The sequence below is a fragment of the Nocardia sp. NPDC005366 genome (genome assembly GCF_040606855.1).
Classification (GTDB): domain Bacteria; phylum Actinomycetota; class Actinomycetes; order Mycobacteriales; family Mycobacteriaceae; genus Nocardia.
This window is the reverse complement of record NZ_JBEXFQ010000065.1, coordinates 1-20262: the sequence shown is the minus strand read 5'-3', so window position 1 is coordinate 20262 and position 20262 is coordinate 1. Positions and strand designations below refer to the sequence as shown.

Annotated in this window: 19 protein-coding genes; 9 read left to right on the top strand and 10 right to left on the bottom strand. The window is 67.9% G+C overall.

Annotation, left to right across the window (positions count from 1 at the left end; all coding sequences use genetic code 11):
• Positions 1 to 16: 16 nt before the first annotated feature.
• The 4 genes from ABZS43_RS35665 to ABZS43_RS35650 all read right to left on the bottom strand — a co-directional run bounded on the left by ABZS43_RS35665 (position 17) and on the right by ABZS43_RS35650 (position 3706).
• Entirely contained in the window at positions 17 to 328 is a 312-nt protein-coding gene (locus tag ABZS43_RS35665) for a 2Fe-2S iron-sulfur cluster-binding protein (RefSeq protein ID WP_355040418.1), read from the bottom strand.
• A gap of 167 nt (positions 329 to 495) precedes the next feature.
• Complete coding sequence (locus ABZS43_RS35660; protein WP_355040417.1) at positions 496 to 1263, bottom strand: enoyl-CoA hydratase-related protein; 768 nt, start codon at positions 1261 to 1263, stop codon at positions 496 to 498.
• Positions 1263 to 2534: an acetyl-CoA hydrolase/transferase C-terminal domain-containing protein gene (locus tag ABZS43_RS35655; protein WP_355040416.1), complete on the bottom strand. Its 1272-nt coding sequence runs from the start codon at positions 2532 to 2534 to the stop codon at positions 1263 to 1265. Before ABZS43_RS35655 ends, ABZS43_RS35660 begins: the two co-directional genes overlap by 1 nt.
• Positions 2531 to 3706 carry a CoA transferase gene (locus ABZS43_RS35650; RefSeq protein WP_355040415.1) on the bottom strand — a complete coding sequence of 392 codons (1176 nt, stop codon included), beginning with the start codon at positions 3704 to 3706 and terminating at the stop codon, positions 2531 to 2533. The genes ABZS43_RS35655 and ABZS43_RS35650 overlap by 4 nt, the downstream gene beginning before the upstream one ends.
• Before the next feature lie 74 nt (positions 3707 to 3780).
• Between ABZS43_RS35650 and ABZS43_RS35645 the strand changes: the two genes are divergently transcribed.
• From ABZS43_RS35645 to ABZS43_RS35625, 5 genes are all read left to right on the top strand, one after another.
• On the top strand, positions 3781 to 5358 hold the full coding sequence (locus ABZS43_RS35645) for a class I adenylate-forming enzyme family protein (protein ID WP_355040414.1): 1578 nt from the start codon (positions 3781 to 3783) through the stop codon (positions 5356 to 5358).
• Positions 5355 to 6131, top strand: a complete 777-nt coding sequence (locus ABZS43_RS35640) for an SDR family oxidoreductase (protein WP_355040413.1) — start codon at positions 5355 to 5357, stop codon at positions 6129 to 6131. Before ABZS43_RS35645 ends, ABZS43_RS35640 begins: the two co-directional genes overlap by 4 nt.
• A gap of 150 nt (positions 6132 to 6281) precedes the next feature.
• Positions 6282 to 7265 (top strand): MDR family oxidoreductase, encoded by a 984-nt coding sequence (locus ABZS43_RS35635; RefSeq protein WP_355040412.1) that lies wholly within the window; start codon positions 6282 to 6284, stop codon positions 7263 to 7265.
• Positions 7266 to 7278: 13 nt separating this feature from the next.
• Positions 7279 to 8574, top strand: a complete 1296-nt coding sequence (locus tag ABZS43_RS35630; RefSeq protein WP_355040411.1) for a MaoC family dehydratase N-terminal domain-containing protein — start codon at positions 7279 to 7281, stop codon at positions 8572 to 8574.
• A 28-nt stretch (positions 8575 to 8602) separates the two neighbouring features.
• The gene (locus tag ABZS43_RS35625; RefSeq protein WP_355040410.1) at positions 8603 to 10309 is read left to right on the top strand and encodes a class I adenylate-forming enzyme family protein; all 1707 of its coding nucleotides are present in this window, start codon (positions 8603 to 8605) and stop codon (positions 10307 to 10309) included.
• A gap of 153 nt (positions 10310 to 10462) precedes the next feature.
• Here ABZS43_RS35625 and ABZS43_RS35620 read toward each other — a convergent pair whose 3' ends face one another.
• On the bottom strand, positions 10463 to 10945 hold the full coding sequence (locus ABZS43_RS35620) for a nuclear transport factor 2 family protein (RefSeq protein WP_355040409.1): 483 nt from the start codon (positions 10943 to 10945) through the stop codon (positions 10463 to 10465).
• A gap of 85 nt (positions 10946 to 11030) precedes the next feature.
• Here ABZS43_RS35620 and ABZS43_RS35615 point away from each other — a divergent pair, with 85 nt between their 5' ends.
• Entirely contained in the window at positions 11031 to 11582 is a 552-nt protein-coding gene (locus ABZS43_RS35615; protein ID WP_355040408.1) for a helix-turn-helix domain-containing protein, read from the top strand.
• A 54-nt stretch (positions 11583 to 11636) separates the two neighbouring features.
• Here the strand turns inward: ABZS43_RS35615 and ABZS43_RS35610 are convergent, their stop codons facing one another.
• Genes ABZS43_RS35610 through ABZS43_RS35590 form a run of 5 tightly spaced genes read right to left on the bottom strand, consistent with a single transcriptional unit; the run spans position 11637 to position 16938 of the window.
• Positions 11637 to 12797, bottom strand: coding sequence for an acyl-CoA dehydrogenase family protein (locus ABZS43_RS35610; protein WP_355040407.1), 1161 nt, complete (start codon positions 12795 to 12797; stop codon positions 11637 to 11639).
• A gap of 19 nt (positions 12798 to 12816) precedes the next feature.
• Positions 12817 to 14013, bottom strand: a complete 1197-nt coding sequence (locus tag ABZS43_RS35605) for an acyl-CoA dehydrogenase family protein (RefSeq protein WP_355040406.1) — start codon at positions 14011 to 14013, stop codon at positions 12817 to 12819.
• On the bottom strand, positions 14010 to 14786 hold the full coding sequence (locus ABZS43_RS35600; RefSeq protein ID WP_355040405.1) for an enoyl-CoA hydratase/isomerase family protein: 777 nt from the start codon (positions 14784 to 14786) through the stop codon (positions 14010 to 14012). The genes ABZS43_RS35605 and ABZS43_RS35600 overlap by 4 nt, the downstream gene beginning before the upstream one ends.
• A gap of 5 nt (positions 14787 to 14791) precedes the next feature.
• Positions 14792 to 15736, bottom strand: a complete 945-nt coding sequence (locus ABZS43_RS35595; protein WP_355040420.1) for an acyl-CoA dehydrogenase family protein — start codon at positions 15734 to 15736, stop codon at positions 14792 to 14794.
• 32 nt (positions 15737 to 15768) lie between these two features.
• Positions 15769 to 16938, bottom strand: coding sequence for an acyl-CoA dehydrogenase family protein (locus tag ABZS43_RS35590; RefSeq protein WP_355040419.1), 1170 nt, complete (start codon positions 16936 to 16938; stop codon positions 15769 to 15771).
• A gap of 132 nt (positions 16939 to 17070) precedes the next feature.
• On the opposite strand from ABZS43_RS35590, the gene ABZS43_RS35585 reads away from it, so the two are divergent.
• The 3 genes from ABZS43_RS35585 to ABZS43_RS35575 form a co-directional block, all read left to right on the top strand.
• Positions 17071 to 17877 (top strand): GntR family transcriptional regulator, encoded by an 807-nt coding sequence (locus ABZS43_RS35585; protein ID WP_355040404.1) that lies wholly within the window; start codon positions 17071 to 17073, stop codon positions 17875 to 17877.
• Between the two features lie 524 nt (positions 17878 to 18401).
• Positions 18402 to 19997, top strand: coding sequence for an SMP-30/gluconolactonase/LRE family protein (locus ABZS43_RS35580; protein WP_355040403.1), 1596 nt, complete (start codon positions 18402 to 18404; stop codon positions 19995 to 19997).
• A 7-nt stretch (positions 19998 to 20004) separates the two neighbouring features.
• Positions 20005 to 20262, top strand: a 258-nt coding sequence (locus ABZS43_RS35575; RefSeq protein WP_355040402.1) for an SDR family NAD(P)-dependent oxidoreductase, incomplete at its 3' end; no start/stop codon positions are given.

The following is a 20262-nucleotide window of genomic DNA, read 5'->3' as shown; positions in this document are numbered from 1 at the left end:
CAGTCTCTCACGCGACTCACTCGTATTCGACGACGACCGAGGGAGTCTGCGGGACCGACTGACAGGTGAGCACGTACCCCTCGGCGACGTCCTCCTCTGTCAGCGCGTCGTTGACCCGCATCTCGACATGCCCTTCGCGCAGCCGAGCCATGCAGGTACCGCAGTTGCCCGCTTCGCAGGCGAACGGCGGATTGAGCCCGGCCCGCCGACCGGCTTCCAGCACGGTCTCGTCCGGCCGGACCTCGACGACCGATTCCACCCCGTCGAGCCGCACGGTCACCACCGATCGAGTGGCGGTGTCCTGCTGGGGCACTGATGATCCGGCCATGACGGCACACTCCTGATCGGTGATATCGCATAACGTCGGATGGCACCCCGACGGTGCCGAGCGGAACGCTCAGGCATGAAGCCTGAGCGTTCGCTCAGCAATTTGGGCTGTGCACATGCTTAGCACGGGCATTCCCGGCCGGTCAACAGTGGCTGGTCAGCAGCCCGTCACCGACCGGTCCATCGCGGAGTGCGCTTCTGCGCGAAAGCTCGAGGCCCCTCCTGCGCGTCGGCGCTCTCATAGCAGTGCGTCGAGGCGTGCCGCGCGGCCTCCAGCGCGGCCGAACGGCCCATCTCGGTCGCGAGCATGACCGTATCCCGCGCGGCGCGCACCGACAGCGGCGCGCCCGCCAGGATTTCGGTGGCGAGCGCGATGGCGGCGTCCAACAGGTCGTCGGGCTCGACCAGACGGTTCACCAAACCGATCTCATAGGCCCGCTGCGCGGTGATCGGCTTGCCGGTGAGCAACAGCTCCATCATGATCCGCTGCGGGATCATGTGGATCAGCGGCGCCGCCCACGGGGAACTGCGCCCCACCTTCACCTCGGTGACCGCGAAAGTGGCCGTTGTGCTCGCGACACACAGATCACACGCCTGCGCGATCATCCAGCCGCCGGCGAACGCCGCGCCGTTGACCGCGGCGATAGTGGGTTTGGACAATTCGATGGTGTCGTAGGGCAGCGGGAACATATCGCGCGGCGGCACCGTCATCCCGGTCCTGACCATCTCCTCGAGGTCACCACCCGCGCAGAACGCCTTCGCGCCGGCACCGGTGAGAATGGCGACGCGCAGTTCGGGGTCGCGCTCGAACCGATCCCATGCCTCGAACAATCCGGCCCGCACATCCAGCGCGAGACAGTTGCGGCGCTCCGGCCGGTTCAGCGTGATGATCGCGATCCCATCGGATCTGGCGTCGAAGAGTACGGCGTCGGACATCAGAAACCTCTCTGCTGGACGACGTGCGCCGCGCGCTCCAGCTCTTCACGAAAGTCGGGGTGGGCGATGGCGATGAGCCTGCGGGTACGCTCGGCCAGCGTCCGGCCCGCGAGTTCGGCTGCGCCGAACTCGGTGACGATCACATCCACATCGCTGCGCGCGGTGGTGACCGGCCCGCTCAGGGCCACGGTGATCCGGCTGATGGTCCCGCCCTTGGCGGTCGCGGGCAGCCCGATGATCGAGTGGCCGCCGGGCGAACGTACGCCGGCCCGGACGAAATCCACCTGGCCCCCGGTGCCGCCGAGATAGGACGATCCGCTCTGCTCCGCGTTCACCTGTCCGGTGATGTCGACCTCCATCGCGGAGTTGATGGTGACCAGCCGTTCGATCTGGGCAAGTACCGCCGCGTCGTGGGTGTAGTCGGTGGTGCACATCCGCACCGCCGGGTTGCGGTGCGCGAAACGATAGAGGCGGTCCGTGCCGATGAGCGCGCCGGTGACCGAGACGCCGCGGTCGATCTTCTTGCGCGCGTTGGTGATAACGCCCGCCTCGACCAGATCCACGAGTCCGTCGCCGATCATTCCGGAATGTACGCCCAGGTCCACGCGGTCGTGCAGCAGCCGCAGCATGGCGTCCGGCACCGCGCCGACACCGACCTGCAGGACCGAGCCGTCCTCGATATAGGCGGCGGCGAAACCGGCGATGGCCGAATCCGTTTCGCTGATCCGCGCGGCCCGCACCTGTACGGGCGGGCGCGACACGCGCACGGCGATATCGATATCGGAGGCGGGTAGCCGCTCGCCGAGGGTGAACGGCACCTGATCGTTCACCTCGGCGACGACCACCCGCGCCGCCGAGACGGCCGCGCGCACGTGGTCGCTGATGAGCCCGAAACTGTGCTCGCCGTTCTCGTCGGCGGGGCTGACCTGGATGAAAGCGACGTCACAGCCGATGATTCCGGCCTCGATCAGCGGTCCGACCCTACTGACGTGACAGGGCACGATGCCGAGGCGATGTTCCTTCGCGAGCGAGCGCAGGGTGCCGATCGCGCCCATACTCGACAGCGCGAAGGATTCGGTGGCGGCCGGGGTGAACACGTCGGAGAAACTGGTGGCGACGAACGCGGACAGTCCGCCGATCTCGCGGCCCTGCGCGATGAGCGCCTCGAGCAGCGTGGTCGGTTCACCGCACGCCTGCCCGATGACGATGCGATCGCCGGGGCGCAGTATCGTCCGCAGATCCAGCTCCGCGGCCTCGAGCACCGTCGTCACCGCCGCGCCTTTCCGTTCACGCCCGCGTCGGCGGGTTTGCGCAATGCGCCGAGCACCTCTTCGGTATCGGCCCCGAGTCGAGGCGCGGGTCCGGCGACACGGCCGGGCGTGCGGGAGAACCACGTCGGCGGGCCGGGGAAACGCACGGGCCCGTACGGGGATTCGACGGTCTCGAAGAAACCCGCGTCGGTCAGATGCGGGTTGTCGAACAGTTCGTCGAGCGAGCGGACCGGTGCGCACGGAATACCCAGTGCGCGAAGCAGTTCCAGCCACTGGTCGGTGGTGCGCTCGGCGAAGGTCTCGGCGAGTCTGGCGTAGACGACATCGATGCGCGCCGCACGCTGTTCCAGGGTGGCGTATTCCGGACCGGCCCACGGGGGTCGTACCGCGTCGACGAAGGTCGTCCACTGCTTGTCGTTGTAGACCAGCGCCGACAGATATCCGTCGGCGGTGCGGTAGGGCCTGCGATTCGGCGTCACCGCGCGGGGATAGGCCGCGGGGCCGAGCGGCGGATCGAACAACGCGCCGTTGGCGTGTTCGACCAGCATGAACGCCGCCATCGTCTCGAACATGGCGACCTCGACCTCCTGTCCCTCCCCGGTGCGCTCGCGGTGGAACAGCGCCATGGTCGTCGCGTACACCGCGGTGAGACCGGCGATCTTGTCGGCCATGATGGTGCCGACGTATCCGGCCGTGCCGGTGAGTTGTTCCTGTACCGACGGCAGCCCGCATTCGGCCTGGATGGTGTCGTCGTAGGCGGTGAGATCGGCGTCGCGACCGCGGCGGCCGTAGCCGTAGCAGTTGGTGTAGACGATCGACGGATTCAGCTCCGCCACCGCGTCATAGCCGAAACCGAGCCGGTCGATGGCCGAGGCGCGCATGGAGTGGATGAACACATCCGCGTCCGCGACGAGTTCGCGCAGAGCCGCGGCGCCGTCCTCGGATCTCAGATCGAGCACCACGCTGCGTTTGCCCCGGTTGACGTTGACGAAGACGCCGGCCATGCCGCGTTCGGGGCCCACCGAGATGAAGCGGGTGTTGTCCCCGGCGGGAGGTTCGATCTTGATGATGTCCGCGCCCATATCGGCCATGATCTGCGTGCAGTAGGGGCCCATGACCATCGCCGTCAGGTCGATGACACGGATTCCGGACAGCGGGCCTGTATGTTTCATCGCCACGTCCTCTTTTGCGACCTCTCCGGTATCGACACAATTCCCCATCGCGATGGGTACCGTGAGGCTATCTGATGAATCTTTGCAAGGATAGTGATATCAAAGACGCTGTGGACAGTTTCAACGGCGACAGCCCACCGGGCCCGGCCACCCTTCGACCGATCGCCCGGGTGCTCGACGCGGCCCTGCGCGCGAGCCCCGACGCGACGGCCGTCGAAGCCGCCTCCGGCACCCTGACCTACGCCCAACTCGATGAACGGGCCGACCGCGCGGCGGGTGCGCTGTGGTCGCTCGGCGTGCGCCCCGGCGACCGCGTGGCAGCCTGCCTGCCCAACGACCTCGATATCGTGACCGCCTTCCACGGCGCGCAGCGCGTCGGCGCGATCTGGGCGGGCGTCGGCGAGGCGCTCTCGGCTCCCGAACAGCGACATCTGGCCGATCTGTGCGCACCGTCGGTGATCCTCGCCGGGCCGCGCTGCCTGCTGGATACGCCCGAGACCGTCGATTCGGCGCGCTGGTCGGCTCTGACCGAATCGGCCGAACCGTCGCCCGGGCTCGAACTCGATATCGACGCCGCCGCGGGGATCGCCTTCACCAGCGGGACATCCGGCAAACCCAAGGCCGTCGTGCACAGCCAGCGCAATCTGCTGCTGCCCGGCGCGGCGCTCGTCGCCACCCGCGGCTGGGGCCCCGACCTGCGCAAGGGCGACAGTTTCCCGCTCACCATCCTCAATCTGATGGTGCTGTCCACGCTGCTCACGGCCCAGGCGGGCGGATGCGCCGTCATCATGGACCGCCGCGACGTCGAGGGGGTGGCCGAGTGGATCGCCCGTCATCGCGTCACGGTGTGGAACGGCGCACCGGCCCAGCTCTACGACCTCGCGCGCCGACCCGACCTGGATCTCAGCTCCCTGCGAGAAGTGTGGAGCGGCGGCAGCGATACCCCAGACTCGGTGCGCAGGGACTTCGCCGCCACGCACGGACCGGTCCCCCGCGTCACCTACGGTCTGACCGAAGCGCCGACCGTCGTCTCGATCGACCGGCCTGGCGACGACTGGTCGCCGGGCACCAGCGGTCTGGTGCTGCCGCAGTACGACGTCGCCGCCTACGACGACGATGACCGCCGCCTGCCGCCCGGATCGCTCGGCGAGCTCAAACTCGCGCCGGCGACCGCCGGACCGTGGGCCGGACTGTGGACACCGATGCTCGGCTATTGGGAGGATGGTCGCGTGCGGCCCCCCGAACCCGGTCCGATTCCGACCGGCGATATCGGCACCGTCGACGCCGAGGGCATGCTGTCGGTGCTGGATCGCAAGAAGATGGTCATCATTCGCGGCGGCGCGAATGTCTACCCGCTCGAGGTGGAGCGGGTCATCGGGACGCATCCGGACGTGACCAAGGTCGCGGTCTGCGCGGTCCCCGACGAACGGCTCGGCCAGAAGGTCGCGGCGGTTATCGAAAGTGTCGTTCCCACAGTGGATTTCGATGAACTCGCGGCGCTGTGCAAACGGGAGCTCGCCGGATACAAGGTGCCCGAGATCTGGGCGAGGGTCGACGCGCTTCCCGTGAACGCCATGGGCAAGGTGGAGCGCACCCGTCTCGCCGAACTCGCCGTGCCCGCAGGCGGCCCGAACACGGAGGTCGGACAGTGACACTGCCCCGCGAACACGCGACGAGACTGTTCGACCTGGACGGCAGGGTGGCCATCGTGACCGGCGCCTCGTCCGGCCTCGGGGTCGCCGTCGCCGAAACCCTCGCCGCACTCGGCGCCAAGGTCGCGGTCGTCGCACGACGCGAAGACCGGCTGAACGAACTCGCGAAGCGGATCGACGGTCACCCCGTCGTCTGCGATCTCGGCGATTCCGCGCAGGTGAGCACCGTGGTTCCGGCGGTGGTCGACGCACTCGGGCCGCCGGAAATCCTGGTCAGCGCGGCGGGTAACCGCTTCACCACCGAACGTGCCGAATCCGAACCGCTCGACGCGGTACACCGGACACTCGGCTTGAATCTGATCGCCCCGTTCCTGCTCGCGCAGGCGGTGTTCCCGTATATGCGCGACGTGGGGCGCGGGTCGATCGTGAATATCTCCTCGATCAGCGGCAGGGTGGGCGTACCCGGCATTCCCCAGGCCTCCTACGCCGCCAGCAAATCGGGGCTGTCCGGCCTCACTGCCGAGCTGGCGGTGCAGTGGGCGCGGCATTCGATCCGGGTGAATACGGTGGCGCCGGGATTCTTCCGTAGCGAAATCACCGACAGCCTCTACGACAGCGAACGCGGCGCGGATTATCTGCGCCGCAACACCCCCCTGCCGACCGAGGGGACAGCCGATGACATCGTCGGCGCGGTCACCTGGCTGGCGGGGGACGCGGCCCGCTACGTCACAGGTCAGACCATCGTCGTGGACGGCGGCTGGACGACCCGCTGACCTGTGCTCTTGTCCCCGGCGAGAGCCGGTTGACAACCCCGAACCACTAATGGAAATATTATTGTCCCAAGTGGAGAATCTAATTCTCGTATGACGAAAATTGATATGCGAGATCCGGAAGTCCAAGGGCGAGGAAGGAATCCGCTCCGAATGTTTGCGGCAATACTTATCGAAAAGGGCGACGAGGGAACGAAAGTCGCGCTGACGAATGTGGACGAAGCGGCGCTCCCCGAGGGCGATGTCACCGTCGAGGTGGCGTACTCGACCCTCAACTACAAGGACGCCCTCGCCATCACCGGCTCGTCGCCGGTCGTGCGCTCGTTCCCGATGGTGCCCGGCATCGATCTCGCCGGCGTCGTCACCGACAGCGCGCATCCGGACTATTCGGTGGGCGACGAAGTCGTCCTCAACGGCTGGGGCGTCGGCGAGACCCATTGGGGCGGCCTCGCCCAGAAGGCCAGACTGAAGGGTGACTGGCTGATCCCCAAGCCCGCCGAATTCACCGCACGCCAGGCGATGTCGATCGGCACCGCGGGCTACACCGCGAGCCTGTGCGTCGAGGCGCTGCTGCGCTACGGGGTCGAGCCCGACCAGGGTGAGATCCTGGTGACCGGCGCGACCGGCGGCGTCGGCAGCATCGCGATCGCGCTGCTGACCAAGGCCGGTTTCAGCGTGGCCGCCGCCACCGGCAAGACCTCCGAGACCGAATACCTCCAGAAACTGGGGGCAGGCACGGTCGTGGATCGCGCCGAACTGGCCGAACGCGGCAAGCCCTTGCAGAAAGAGCGCTGGGCGGGCGTCGTCGACACCGCCGGTAGCTACACCCTGGCCAACGCCGCCGCCCAGACCCGCTACGGCGGCGCCATCGCGGCCTGTGGCCTGGCGCAGGGTATGGATTTCCCGGCCACCGTCGCCCCGTTCATCCTGCGTGGCGTGTCGCTGCTGGGCATCGATAGCGTGATGGCGCCCAAACCGCGCCGCATCGAGGCATGGGCCAGACTCGCCCGCGACCTCGACCCGGCGGCCCTGGAATCCATCGCCGAGGAAGTCGGTCTCGGCGAGGCCATCGCCGAAGCAAGCAGGCTCATCGACGGCACCGTGCGCGGTCGCATCGTCGTCGACGTGAATCGTTGATCAGGAGTTATTCGTGGCAACCCCGAGAAAAGCCGCCGCACCCGCGGCGAAAGCCGCACCCGCGGCGAAAGCCGCGCCCGCGGCGAAGACTGCCCGCGCGGCAAAAGCACCCGCGGCGAAGACAACACCCGCGGAACCGACCGTGGAACTCGATCTGTCCGACGTAGACCACCGGGTCGGCAAACCGATCGGCGGCGGCCAGCTGTGGGATCCGTGCAGCACCTCCGATATCCGTCGCTGGGTGATGGCGATGGACTATCCCAATCCCCTGCACTGGGATCAGGAATTCGCCAAGGCGTCCCGCTACGGTGGGCTGATCGCCCCCCAATCCATCGCCGTCGGACTGGATTACGGACACGGCGCGGCACCCGCGTGTGTCGGCCACATCCCCGGCAGTCACCTGATCTTCGGCGGCGAGGAGTGGTGGTTCTACGGCACTCCGGTGCGTCCCGGTGACACGTTGTTCCAGGAGCGGCGTTTCCACGACTACAAGGTCGCGGAGACGAAATTCGCCGGGCCGACGATGTTCTCGCGCGGCGACACCACTCACCGCAACCAGAACGGCGCGCTCGTCGCCCGCGAGCGCTCGACCGCCATCCGCTACCTCGCCGAGGAAGCGACCAAGCGCGGCATGTACGACAACCAGGTCGGCGAGGTCAAGCGCTGGACGGCCGAGGAACTGGCCGAGGTCGACGCGCTGCGCACCGAGTGGCTGCATTCCAATCGTCTCGGCGTCTCACCGCATTTCGACGAGGTGAAGGTCGGCGACAAGCTGCCGCGCCGGGTCATCGGCCCGCATTCCATCGCGAGTTTCACCACCGAGTACCGCGCCTTCCTGTTCAATATCTGGGGCACCTTCCATTGGACCGCGCCCGAAGGTATCGACGATCCGTGGGTGTACCAGGATCCGGGGTGGACCGAGGGATTCGGCTTCGACGAAGAGGGCGCCAAGATCGATCCGCGGCTGCGCGACGGTCTCTACGTCGGCCCCTCGCGCGGCCATATCGACAACGACAAGGCCGGCGCGGTCGGCATGGCGCGGGCCTACGGCTACGGCGCGACCATGGGCGCCTGGTGCACCGACTACCTGGCCTACTGGGCGGGTAACGACGGCATGGTTCGCCACACCAAGGCCGATTTCCGGCTTCCCGCGTTCGAGGGCGACGTGACCTATTTCGACGCCGAGATCATCGGCAAGGAAGCCCAATCGGTCTGGGGTGTGCCGCTGGTCCAGGTGGAACTCAAACTCACCGACCAGAATTCCGGCACGCTCGTGAAGTGCACCGCCGAGGTCGAATTGCCCTTCTGACGGGCAGAAGGAACGGGGAAGGTCGACAATGACCACCGAAACCAAGGAAGTATCCCTGCCGTCGACGGCAGTGGTATCCGGCCCGCCGCTCGCCGACGAGCCGGGCCTAGGCACCCTCACGCTGCCCGGCTTCCTCCGCGAGGTGACCCGGCAGTTCGGCAGTCGTGAAGCACTCGTCTTCCACGACGACGCCGGTGTCACCCGCTGGACCTACGACGAGCTGTGGGAACGCTCCGTCGCGGTGGCGCGGGCGCTACGCGCCTGCGGCGTCGGCAAGGACAGCCGCGTCGGCGTGCTGATGACGAATCGGCCCGAATGGCTGGCGGCCGTCTTCGGCGCGTCGCTGGCGGGCGGCGTGGCCGTCGCCCTCAGCACCTTCTCCACCCCGGCGGAGTTGGAGCATCTGCTCCAACTCTCCGGAGTCTCGGTGCTGCTGTTCGAACGCACCGTGGCGAGAAGGGATTTCGCGGCGGTGCTGACCGAACTGGAACCGGCCATCGCCACGGCGGGGCCCGGCGAGGTGCAGTCCGCGACCTACCCGTTCCTGCGTCACCTCGCCGTCGTCGGCGAGCCGGTGCCGGGCAGCGCGATCGACGATTGGGACACCTTCGTCGCACGGGGGCAGAGCCAACCGGTCGAACTGATCGAGACCAGCGCCGCGACGGTGAACCCGAGCGATACCGCGGTGCTGTTCTTCTCCTCCGGCACCACGAGCAAACCCAAGGGCATCCGCAGCGCGCATCGGGGCGTCACGATCCAGATGTGGCGATTCCGAAGGATGTTCGGTTTCGGCCCCGAGGACAATGTGCGCTGCTGGACCGCCAACGGCTTCTTCTGGTCCGGCAACTTCGGCCAGGCCCTCGGCTCCACCCTCGCCGCCGGTGGATCGCTGGTCCTCCAGTCGACCTTCGACGGCGCGGCGGCGCTGGAGTTGATGCAGTCCGAACGGGTGAATTTCCCGGTCGCGTGGCCGCATCAGTGGGCGCAGTTGGAAGGTGCGCCCAACTGGGCCGCGGTGGATCTGAGCAGTCTGCGATTCGTCGACCGCAACTACCCCGCCGCGCGTCACCCCACCGTGTCGACCACGTGGACCGAGCCCGGACACGCCTACGGCAATACCGAAACCTTCACCATCACCACGTGTTACCCCGCCAACACCCCCGACGAGGTGATCGCGGGCAGCAGCGGCGAGCCGTTGCCTGGCAATACGATCAAAATCGTCGACCCGCTCACCGGTCTGGTGCTGACACGCGGAGAACGCGGCGAGATCTGCGTCAAGGGCCCGACATTGATGCTCGGCTACGTCGGCATCCCGCTGGACGAGACCTTGGACGAGGACGGCTACTTCCACACCGGCGACGGTGGCTACCTCGATGATATCGGCAGGCTCTACTGGGAGGGGCGACTCACCGACATCATCAAGACCGGCGGCGCGAATGTCTCCCCGCTCGAGGTGGATGAGGATCTCAACCGCTATCCGGGTGTGAAGGTCGGACGCACCGTCGGCGTGCCGCACGACACCCTCGGCGAAGTCGTGGTGGCCTGCGTCGTGCCGCACGCGGACGCGAAACTCGACGGTGACGAGATTCGGGCCTTCCTGCGCGAACGGCTCGCCAGTTACAAGGTGCCACGGCACGTGTTGTTCTTCGACGAGGAGGACATCGCGACGACCGGGAGCGCGAAGATCAAATCGAGTGACCTGCGGGAACTCGCCGCGCAGCGGCTGGAAGCCTAGCCGCGCAACGGGCCCCCGGCACGGCCGCGGGGTGAGTCCGGCGCCGACAACGGCGTTGGGGCCGGATACTCGCCGTGACCGTGTACGTGCAGCGGATCGGATAGCGACAACGGCGTCGCCTTCCGGTCGCTCCACACGTCACGGCGGCGCCCGTCACGTGACACGAGTTGGAAGCCCCGGTTCAGAACTCGTCGGTGTGGTGTTCGATTCGGCGCCCGAGTCGGGTGGCGAATTCACGGGTGCGCGGCGCGCGAGGACCTTCCGGTGGCAGATGCGCCAGCCCTGCGGTTCCCGGCGGAGCGTGTCCTCGTAGACGACAGTCCCGCTCGTCCCGTCCGCATTGACCGCCAGCCCCTTGGATCGCGCCCGCACCCGGTCGCCATCGTGTGCGACCAGAACGATATTGGTGACGTGATGCCCCAGCGGCTGGGCCGGGTCGTCCTGTTTGTCGCGAGCCATTTTCTGTAGCGCCGCGATGCCGCGGGTCGTGCCGAGCCCGAAGTCTTCCAGGTCCAGCACCAGATCGTCGCTGTAGAGCTCGCCCCACCGATCCCATTCGCGGTCGTCGGCCACATGTCCGTGCAGCGCGATCGTCTCGTGAATCGCGATTCGATCCGCCGCGGTGATGTCCAGCATTCGATCGCCTCTCTCATAAGTGGGGAACTCCCCGTTTAGCTGCCGTTAGACTAACCGGGGGATTCCCCGTTTCGCAAGGAGAAAGATGGCCGACCGACCACGTCGCGCCGATGGGCGCCGCAACTACGAGCTGGTGCTGTCGGCCGCGAGGGAGGTATTCGACGAGCTCGGCGTGACCGCCCCGCTGGACGAGATCGCCCGGCGCGCCGGGGTCGGGAATGCGACGATGTACCGCCATTTCCCCACCCGCCGCGACATGGTTATCGCCGTCTACGCCGAGGAGGTCACCGCGCTGGGCGAGCTGGGCCGGAGCTTGCTCGACGATCCATCGCCCGCCGATGCGCTGTTCACCTGGCTGCGGGCGTTCATCGCGCACATATCAACGAAAACCCAACTACCCCTGTCTATTCCGGACGACGAGGCCGGGCAGCGGTCCGCGCTGTACCGGGAATGGCACGACACGATGCACACCGCCGCGGCCGACCTGCTGCGCCGGGCACAGGAAGCGGGCGCGATCAAGGCCGACCTCGACGTGGCCGACCTGCTCGCCGCGGCCAACGGCATCGGACACGCCGCGTCCGACGCCCCCCAGATCGACCGGTTGCTGGCCATCGTCCGCGACGGCCTCGCGCGTTAGTCGCGAACAGGCGACTCATCGAGCCGGATGAGTCGCGCCCAGGTCAGGGTGATGTCATGGCCGCCGAGGGCTCGTGGTCGTTTTCCGCTCGGAAGCCGGAATATAGCGCCGTGCCAACACCTTGCGGTGTTCGGCGGGCGAACCGAACAGGGACCGATTGAGCGTGGCCCGTTTCAGGTACTGGTGGATCCCGCTCTCCCAGGTGTACCCGATACCACCGTGCAACTGCATCGCCTTACCCGCGACTTCCACGCCGGCGGCCCCGGTGAACGCCTTGGCCATCGACGCCGCCGCGCTCGCATCGGGCGCGTCTGCCACGTGGGCGCGGACCGCCGCCGCCACCAACCGCCTGGCGACCGTCACCTGAACCAGCATGTCGGCGCAGGCATGTTTGACCGCCTGGAACGATCCGACAGGACGGCCGAATTGTTCTCGCACCCGGACATAGTCGACGGTCGCGTCCAACATCGCCTCACTGAGCCCGAGGCTGTCGCAGGCCAGCGCGACGGCGGCTCGGTCATGCAGTCGCCGCAGGGCGTGCGCACCGTCGCCGGAGAAATGCCACACCGACTCCGGCGTGATCGGCATTCCGTCGACGGCCACCCGCCCGAAGACGCGCGTATCGTCGACCACCGGCTGCTCGGTCACGATCGCCGCCGGTTCGACCGCCGCCACCATGACCGCCGCCACCACGATCGTGCCGTCGGGCATCGTCGCGGGTATCAGCAACCGGTCGGCAGCGGGAGCATCGAGTACGAAGTCGGCATTGCCGTACAGGCGCAGACCGCCGTCGCCGTCGACGAGCCGGAATTCCGGCGCCGAAGCGGTATCGGTCGCCGAGGACGATGCCCACTCCCCCGCCAGGACGAGGATCGGCGTCGACAAGCCCGCGACGGCGTCGCGAAAGAGCGTGTCCCGTCCCGGATTCGGGCTCAACAGGCCGAGCGTCCCGAGTCCGAGTGCCGCCACGGCGGGATAGGGGCCGTACGCCGCCGCACGACCGATTTCCCGCAGCAGCACCGCGACTTCCGCGAAAGTGGCGTCGGCTCCGTCGAATTCGGCGGGCGCCTCCAGCCCCAGCCATCCGGAGCGGGCGATCAGCGACCAGTCGATCGCGGTCTCCCGACCCGCCTTGCCGAGCAGATCACGTGCCACCGCACGCAGTTCGTCGTGGATTTCGGCGAATTCGTCGCCCGTCGCGAGTTCCTCGCTCATCGCAGCACAGCCCCACTCATCACAGCCCCGTAGGTTCCCTTGGCAGCCCGAGCCCGCGCTCCCCGATGATGGTGCGCTGGATCTCGCTGGTGCCGCCCGGAATCGTCCATTCCCATGAACCGATGAAGTCGAGAACCCACGCCCCCGACTCCCATCCGCCCGACATCGGTTTGCGCAGCACCGTATGCGCGCCGACGCCACCGACTTCGGTGCCGAAATCTGTCATCCGTTGCAGCAGTTCGCTGTAGTACAACTTCACGATGGAGGCGTCCGCGGGGCCCGCGGTGCCAGTGTCGTGCCGCTCGACCAGATCGCTGCACAGCGCGCGCAATCCGGTGATCTCGATATCGAGTGCCACCAGTCGGTCGGCCACCACCGGGTCATCGACCGGGCGTCGTCCGCTCGCGTCGGGGTGCGCGCACGCCTCGACCAGCCACCGGAATCCGGCATTGCCGAGGCGTTCGGCCAGTTCTAGCATGGTCAGTCCGCGTTCGGCCCCGAGCGTCTGCTGAGCAACCTGCCAGCCCGCGTTCTCCGCGCCGATCACATTCTGGGCGGGGATAGGCACATCGTCGAGGAAGATCTCGCAGAAATGCGATTCGCCCGTGGCCTGCCGGATCGGTCGCACCTCTACACCCGGTGTGCGCATATCCATCAGGAAGTACGAGATACCCCGGCGTTTCGGCGCGTCGGGATCGGTGCGCGCCAGCAACAGGCACCAGTCGGCGTATTGCGCACCGCTGGCCCAGACCTTCTGTCCGGTCACCCGGTAGCTGTCGCCGTCGCGGCGGGCGGTGGTGCGCAGCGCCGCGAGATCCGAGCCCGCGCCGGGTTCGGAGAAACCCTGCACCCAGATCTCGCCGTCGAGGATGGCGGGCAGATGCCGCCGCCGCTGTTCCTCGGTACCCGCGGCGAGCAGCGTCGCGGCGGCGTGATGGACGGCGACGAAGGCAAGTACCAGCCGGGGCGCGTCGTGTGCGGCGAGTTCCTGGTACAGCACGACCTGCTCGGGAATCGACATACCGCCGCCGTATTCGCGCGGCCAATGCGGCACCGCGTAGCCCGCGGCGCGCAACTGCTGGAACCAATCCTGTTGGAAACGAACGAATTCCGCCTCGGACGGGCCGGTCTGGGCACGCCGCCAATCGGCGGGGACGTGCTCGCGGCACCACTGCCGCACCTCGGCGCGGAACTCGGCAAGATCACGCCCGGTCATCGCGCGCGCGCCCGCAGTGCCAGCAGTCGCTCCCGGTGTTCGGGGGTCTGCATGCTGACCACCTCCGCGGCGAAACCCGCCTGCATCGGACCGCCGAGCGCCTGCGAGAGATACATATTCACCACGCGCTTGGTGCTCCGCAGCGCCTCCGGCGGCAGCGCGGCCAGCCGTTCGGCGAGCTTTCTCGCCTCCGCGAGCAGTTCGTCCGGCGCGACGGTCCGACTCGCCAACCCCACCTGGACGGCGGTCGCGGCATCGATTCTGTCGCCGGTGTACAGGAATTCGCGGGTGCGCAGAATCGGGGTGAGCAACGGCCAGAACGCCGCGCCGCCGTCGCCGGCGACCAAGCCGACCGCGACGTGGGGATCGGCCAGGTAGGCCCGCTCCGACATCAGCACGACGTCACAGAGCACCGCCATACTGGCGCCGAGCCCCATGGCCGCGCCGTTGACCGCGGCGATCACCGGCAGCGGGAAACGCAGCATCTCCTCGATGATCTGCGCACCCTCGCGGATACTTTCGTCCCGCGCGACCGGATCATCGAGGAAGGAGGTGATCCAGTCCAGGTCGCCGCCCGCGCTGAAGGCACGGCCCGCGCCGGTGAGGATCACCACCCTGGCCTCCTGGTCGGCGGCCAATTGCCGCCAGACCTCGGCCATCGCCCGATGCAGATCGGCGTTGACGGCGTTCAGTTCGTCGGGCCGGTTGAAGATGACGGTGCGGACCGGTCCATCGGATTCCACGGTCAGCACCGCGGGCAGGTCGTAACCCATACGACTCACACTCCCCCGATGTCGATGAAAAGGCCCGCCGGTCCGCGACGGCCCATCAGACCGGTCATCGCCTCGTCGGTGCCGATCTGGGCGAAGGGCAGTCGCCGCAGCGGAAGGCTGTAGCGCGACAGCCACGACAGCGGCGCCTCATCGCAGAAGCCGAGGGCGCCGTGCAATTGGTGCGCGATCCGGAAAACGGTGTCGGCCGCCTCCAGAATCGCCGAGCGCAATGCCAGCGCGTCGACGAGCGCGTCGTCGCGACCGGCCTGGATGCTCCACAGCGCGTACCTGGCGAGCATATCGACGCCGCGCCGGTCCACCTCGGCATCGGTCAGCTGGAACTGCACCGATTGGAATTCCGCCAACGGCTTGCCGAATTGCTCACGGACCAGTACATGTTCGCGGGCCAGTTCCACCGCCCGGTCCAGCATGCCGAGCAGGGTCCAGCACGGCAGTACCAGCGCGAGCGCCACATCGGCGGCGCCATCGGTGTCCACCGGCCGCACCCGCAATCCCGCCACGAACGCGGATTCGCGCGCGGACACGGCGGAAGGCAGCACGGTGACATCGCCGCGCGCGCCGTCCAGCGTCACCGCGGCCCAGCGCAGATCGACGTCGGCCAGTGCGGCGGCGGGTTCGGCGCCGGCGACAACGACGATTCCGTCGACATTCATATCGACGGGACGGGCCAGCCGCTCCGCGACCGGATACGGCGTCGCCCAGTAGCCCGCGCTGCGGCACAGCGCGGCGGCGGCCTCCAGCTCCTCCGGATCGCGGCGCGGTTCCAGATCCCACGCGCCGAGCGCACCGAGCACCGGCGCGACGAGATCGTGTCTGCCCCGGGGTTCCCGTTCGGCGGCCTGGACAAGTTCGTCGCCGCCGGCCGCGCGCAACGCGCGCAATGCCTGCCTGCCGAATTCCTGGGCCTCATCGCAGAGTTCGATGGTCATGGCATGCCCATCCGAGGGAAACGGCGCGGTCGTCATGCGGCCTCCCCGGCCCGGCGCGGCGCGCTCAGCAGCGAACGCGCCAGCAGAATCTTCTGCATCTCGATACTTCCGGAGGCGACGGTCGCCGCGTTCGCGTAACGCCAGTGATCGTCGACCGCGCGCCGGAACAGCCGTTGCGACTCCCCCTCGTTCGGCACGAACGCGGCCAGTTCGGTGAGCACGCTCGCGCTCTCCTGATCGAGCCGGGTCACCGCGATGCGGTAGGCCGCGGCGTCCGCTGGGGCAACCCGGCCGGTGCTCTGCATCGACACCACCTGGTAGGCGAGCAATCTGGCGCGTCTGGCGCGAACCAGGGTCCGCGACCAGCGCGTGCGCAATTCCGAGGGCAGCGTCTCCCACCGGTCCCCGAGAATCTCGGGCGCGGCGGAGAGCAGCCGGTCGCAGCGGGCGTAGCGGGCGATGCCGACCCGTTCGAAGGCGAGCACCTCCTGCACCACCGACCAGCCCTCGTCCACGTGGCCGAGGACGTCCGCCTCGGTCGCGCGGACTCCGTCGAAGAAGACTTCGTTGAGATGATGCGGCCCGAGCATGGATTTGATCGGTCTCACCTCGATGCGCGGATCGGACATCGGCAGCAGGAAAACCGTCAGCCCCTGCTGTTTGCGCCCCTTCGTCGAGGTGCGCGCGAGCAGGAAACACCACTGCGCCATGGTGGCGTAGGAGGTCCAGATCTTCTGCCCGGAAATGCGCCAGCCGTCGCCGTCACGGCGCGCGGCGGTGCGCAACGAGGCGAGATCGGACCCCGAGTCCGGCTCGCTGAATCCCTGGCACCAGATCACCTCGCCGCGTGCGATCGGCGGTAGGTGCTTGCGCTGTTGATCGGCCGTCCCGTGCCGCATCAGCGTCGGGCCGACCCAGTTGACACCCATGTACTGTGCGCCGCGCGGTTCGTGGTGTGCCCACATCTCCTCGCGAACAACGGTCTGTTCCCACACCGACGCGCCGCCACCGCCGAACTCCTCCGGCCAGGCCGCGCAGAGCAGTCCGTGTTCGGCCAGTACCCCGCAGAAACGCTGGGCTACGGCCAGATCCGAAGGATTGTCGGTGAATGCGCCGAGATAGTCGGCGGGGACCTCCTCGGCAATCAGCCGCCGCAGTTCGCTCCGGAGCTCCGCGGCGGACCCACCCATCGTGAAGTCCATGTCGCGCACAGTACTTCAATCCTCATAAGGATAGCAATATTTGAATGGTCAGCCTCTTGATGACTAGACTGCCGCCATGACGGATACGGCCACTCGCGCGCGGACGAAGCGGACGATCTCGCGACGGTCCGCATGACCACGGCCAAACGCGGCCGGGTGCCGCAGCGCCGCATCGCCGAAACCGTCGCCGCCGAGCTACGCACGCGCATCCTGGCGGGAGACGAGAACTATCGACTCCCCACCCAGGACCAGCTGGTGCAGGATTTCGGCGTCAGCTACCCCTCGATCCGCGAGGCGCTGCGCATCCTGGAGACAGAAGGCCTGGTCACGGTTCGGCGTGGCAATGTCGGCGGCGCCGAAGTGCACCGCCCCGACGCGACATCGGCAGCGTATCACCTCGGGCTCGCGCTCCAGGGCGCTCGCGTCACCCTCGGCGATCTCGCGGCGGGGCTGCGAATGCTGGAACCGCTGTGCGCGGCCGAATGCGCCGAACGTCCCGATCGCGCGGAGACAGTGGTCCCCGCGCTCACCGAAAACGTCGAGAAATCCGCCGAACTCGCGGCCGACGGCGTCGCCTTCACCCACACCGCCCGCGAATTCCACGACCTCATCGTCCAGTACACCCCCAATCTCACCGTCCGCTACGTGGTCAGCACGCTCGTCACGCTGTGGTCGGCGCAGGAGGAGGCGTGGGCGGAGGCGCTGACCAGGCGCGGTGAGTATCCGTCGGAGGAAGAGGCCGCGGCGGTCGTACGCACGCATCAGCGCATCGTCGGCGAAATCGCGGCGGGCCGGGCCGCCGAGGCCGAGCGCCTGTACCGCACCCACCTGGCCGCGACCCAGGCGCTTGTCCTCGAACGCTTCGACGACGGCGTGGTCAACGCCTCGTCGGCGGGCGCTCGCCTGGCCGCGCACTCCGGGCTTCGTTCCCGGATCTGAGCACGCGGCGGCATCGCCGTCGCGAAATACGCGGGCACCCCGGCTGAAGTCGCGTTTTCATTGCCGCGCGGCACTGAACGGCCTAGGATAATGCTGTTCTCACTCCAGTGAATGCCCATTTCCACCGGGGCTAGAGCGTCAGGTCTGATAGACCTCGGCGAGGCCCGGGCATATCGCGAACGAGTCGGCCCGCGCGCCCCCGCGTCGGCCATCGACTTCGAGCGGCTAACTGGCTGGGGCACAAGATATTTCAATATCCGAGCGATGCCGACCGAGCCGGGATTCCTACCCCGTTCGCACGGCCGCTTCGCGCCGGTCCGGCGCACCACCGCCCCGCTGCGGCAAACTACTCAGTGGTAAGCAATCGTTCAAGTATTGCTATCCTTGTGAGGATTGAAGTAGCGTGACCCACGACACGCGGCCTGCACTATGCCCCGATCGGATTCCCGCCCCACGGCGCCGCCGGGTCCGGGCAGCGCCGCGACGCGAATATCGACTTCTCACCTGCATCGGAGGGCCCCACCTTGACTCGAGGGGCGCGTTACAGCAGCACCACGTCCATCACCACCGCGGAGGGGGTGACCATCGAACGGCTCACGCCGCCGAGCCGATTGTTCGGCGCCAACGGCCTGCGCACCGGACTGGACAATCGCATCTACGTGGCCCAGGTGGCCGGTAGCCAGATCAGCGCACTCGATGTCACCACCGGCGACCTCGAGACCGTCAGCGCCAAGGGCAGCGACATCATCGCCCCCGATGACCTGGCCTTCGATCCCGAGGGCAATCTCATCGCCACCGAGTACATGGACGCGCGAGTCAGCATGCGCGGCAAAGACGGCAGTACCCGCGTGATCCGCGACGATCTGCCCGGCGCCAACGGCATCACCGTGCACAACGGCAGGCTGTTCGTCAACGAATGCCGCGTCGGCGGTCGCCTCATGGAGGTGCCGCTCGACGGCAGCGCGCCGCGCGTTCTGCAGGACAACCTGCCCATGCCCAATGCCATGGAGGTCGGCCCCGACGGTCTCCTCTACTACCCGGTCATGGGCACCAACGACATCTGGCGCATCAATCCCGACGGCGGCGAGCCCGAACGCGTCGTCGGCGATCTCGGCGTGCCCGACTCGGTCAAGTTCGACTCCGAAGGCTTCATCGTCTCCACCCAGGTGGCCAGCGGTCAGGTGCTGCGCATCGATCCGCGCACCGGCGACCGCACGGTGCTGGCGAGCCTGGCTCCCGGCCTGGACAACTGCACCTTCGTCGGCAACCGACTGTTCGTCTCCAGCTTCACCGGCGAGATCACCGAAATCCTCAGCGGCGGCGAGACCAGGGAAGTCCTGGAGGGCGGCCTGATGTGGCCGCTGGACCTGACCGTTGGCTACGACGGCAATCTCTACCTCGCCGACGGCACCTACTTCTACACCGTGCGCGACGGCAAGCTGGAAATCCTGGCCTCGCTGTTCAGCCCGGGAACCCCCGGTTACGTGCGCGGCGTCACCGCGGTCGGCCCGAACGAGTTCGTCGTCACCAGCTCCAACGGTGAGATCTCCTACCACCGCCCCGGCCCCGAGGCCGAAACCGAGGTCGTGGCCGAAGGTTTCGATCAGCTGTACGGTGTCGCGGTCGCCGCGGACAAGACGATCGTCGCCGCGGAACTCGGCGCGGGCCGTGTGCTGTCGATCAAGTCGGGCAAGACCGAGGTGCTCGCCTCCGGGCTCAACGCCCCGATCGGCGTCGCGTTCGGCCCGGACGATTCCGTTCTCGTCTCCGAATCCGGGGCCGGGCGCATCGTCTCGATCAGCGGCAACGGGGTCGACACAGTGGTGGACGGACTGGAGACGCCGCACGGAATCCTGGTGCGCGGCAAGCAATTGCTCATCGTCGACGTCGGTCTCAAGGCACTGATCAGCTTCAATCTCGAGACCAAGGTGCGCCAGACGCTCGCCGCCGAACTCCCGGTCGGCGTGCCTCCCGGCGTCGTCGCCAAACCGCTGCGCGGCACTCCCCCGTTCTCGGGCCCCATGGGCCCCTTCGCCGGCATCGCCGCCGGACCGGACGGCGCCGTCTACATCTCGGCCGACGCCGAGGGCAGCGTGCTGGTCATGCGCGAGGAGGCCTGAGCCTGCTATGACCGACGACGGCCTCACACTCGATTTCGGACTGAACGGACGCATCGTCATCGTCGCGGGCGCGGGCGGTGGCGGTATCGGCACCGCGGTGACCCGCATGATCGCCAGGGCGGGCGCCACCGTCATCGCGGTGAGCCGGTCGCCGGAGAATCTCGGCAAACATATCGAACCACTTGCCGCGGAGGGTCTTTCGGTTCTCCCCGTGTCGGCCGACGTCGGCACCGACGAGTTCGTAGCCGGCAGGGCGGTTCAACAA

Excerpts from the sequence above, each read along its gene's own strand:
- ABZS43_RS35665 (WP_355040418.1), bottom strand. The coding sequence starts at position 328 with ATGGCCGGATCATCAGTGCCCCAGCAGGACACCGCCACTCGATCGGTG.
- ABZS43_RS35660 (WP_355040417.1), bottom strand. The coding sequence starts at position 1,263 with ATGTCCGACGCCGTACTCTTCGACGCCAGATCCGATGGGATCGCGATC.
- ABZS43_RS35650 (WP_355040415.1), bottom strand. The coding sequence starts at position 3,706 with ATGAAACATACAGGCCCGCTGTCCGGAATCCGTGTCATCGACCTGACG.
- ABZS43_RS35645 (WP_355040414.1), top strand. The coding sequence starts at position 3,781 with ATGAATCTTTGCAAGGATAGTGATATCAAAGACGCTGTGGACAGTTTC.
- ABZS43_RS35635 (WP_355040412.1), top strand. The coding sequence starts at position 6,282 with ATGTTTGCGGCAATACTTATCGAAAAGGGCGACGAGGGAACGAAAGTC.
- ABZS43_RS35625 (WP_355040410.1), top strand. The coding sequence starts at position 8,603 with ATGACCACCGAAACCAAGGAAGTATCCCTGCCGTCGACGGCAGTGGTA.
- ABZS43_RS35620 (WP_355040409.1), bottom strand. The coding sequence starts at position 10,945 with ATGCTGGACATCACCGCGGCGGATCGAATCGCGATTCACGAGACGATC.
- ABZS43_RS35615 (WP_355040408.1), top strand. The coding sequence starts at position 11,031 with ATGGCCGACCGACCACGTCGCGCCGATGGGCGCCGCAACTACGAGCTG.
- ABZS43_RS35610 (WP_355040407.1), bottom strand. The coding sequence starts at position 12,797 with ATGAGCGAGGAACTCGCGACGGGCGACGAATTCGCCGAAATCCACGAC.
- ABZS43_RS35605 (WP_355040406.1), bottom strand. The coding sequence starts at position 14,013 with ATGACCGGGCGTGATCTTGCCGAGTTCCGCGCCGAGGTGCGGCAGTGG.
- ABZS43_RS35600 (WP_355040405.1), bottom strand. The coding sequence starts at position 14,786 with ATGGGTTACGACCTGCCCGCGGTGCTGACCGTGGAATCCGATGGACCG.
- ABZS43_RS35595 (WP_355040420.1), bottom strand. The coding sequence starts at position 15,736 with ATGACCATCGAACTCTGCGATGAGGCCCAGGAATTCGGCAGGCAGGCA.
- ABZS43_RS35590 (WP_355040419.1), bottom strand. The coding sequence starts at position 16,938 with ATGGACTTCACGATGGGTGGGTCCGCCGCGGAGCTCCGGAGCGAACTG.
- ABZS43_RS35585 (WP_355040404.1), top strand. The coding sequence starts at position 17,071 with ATGACCACGGCCAAACGCGGCCGGGTGCCGCAGCGCCGCATCGCCGAA.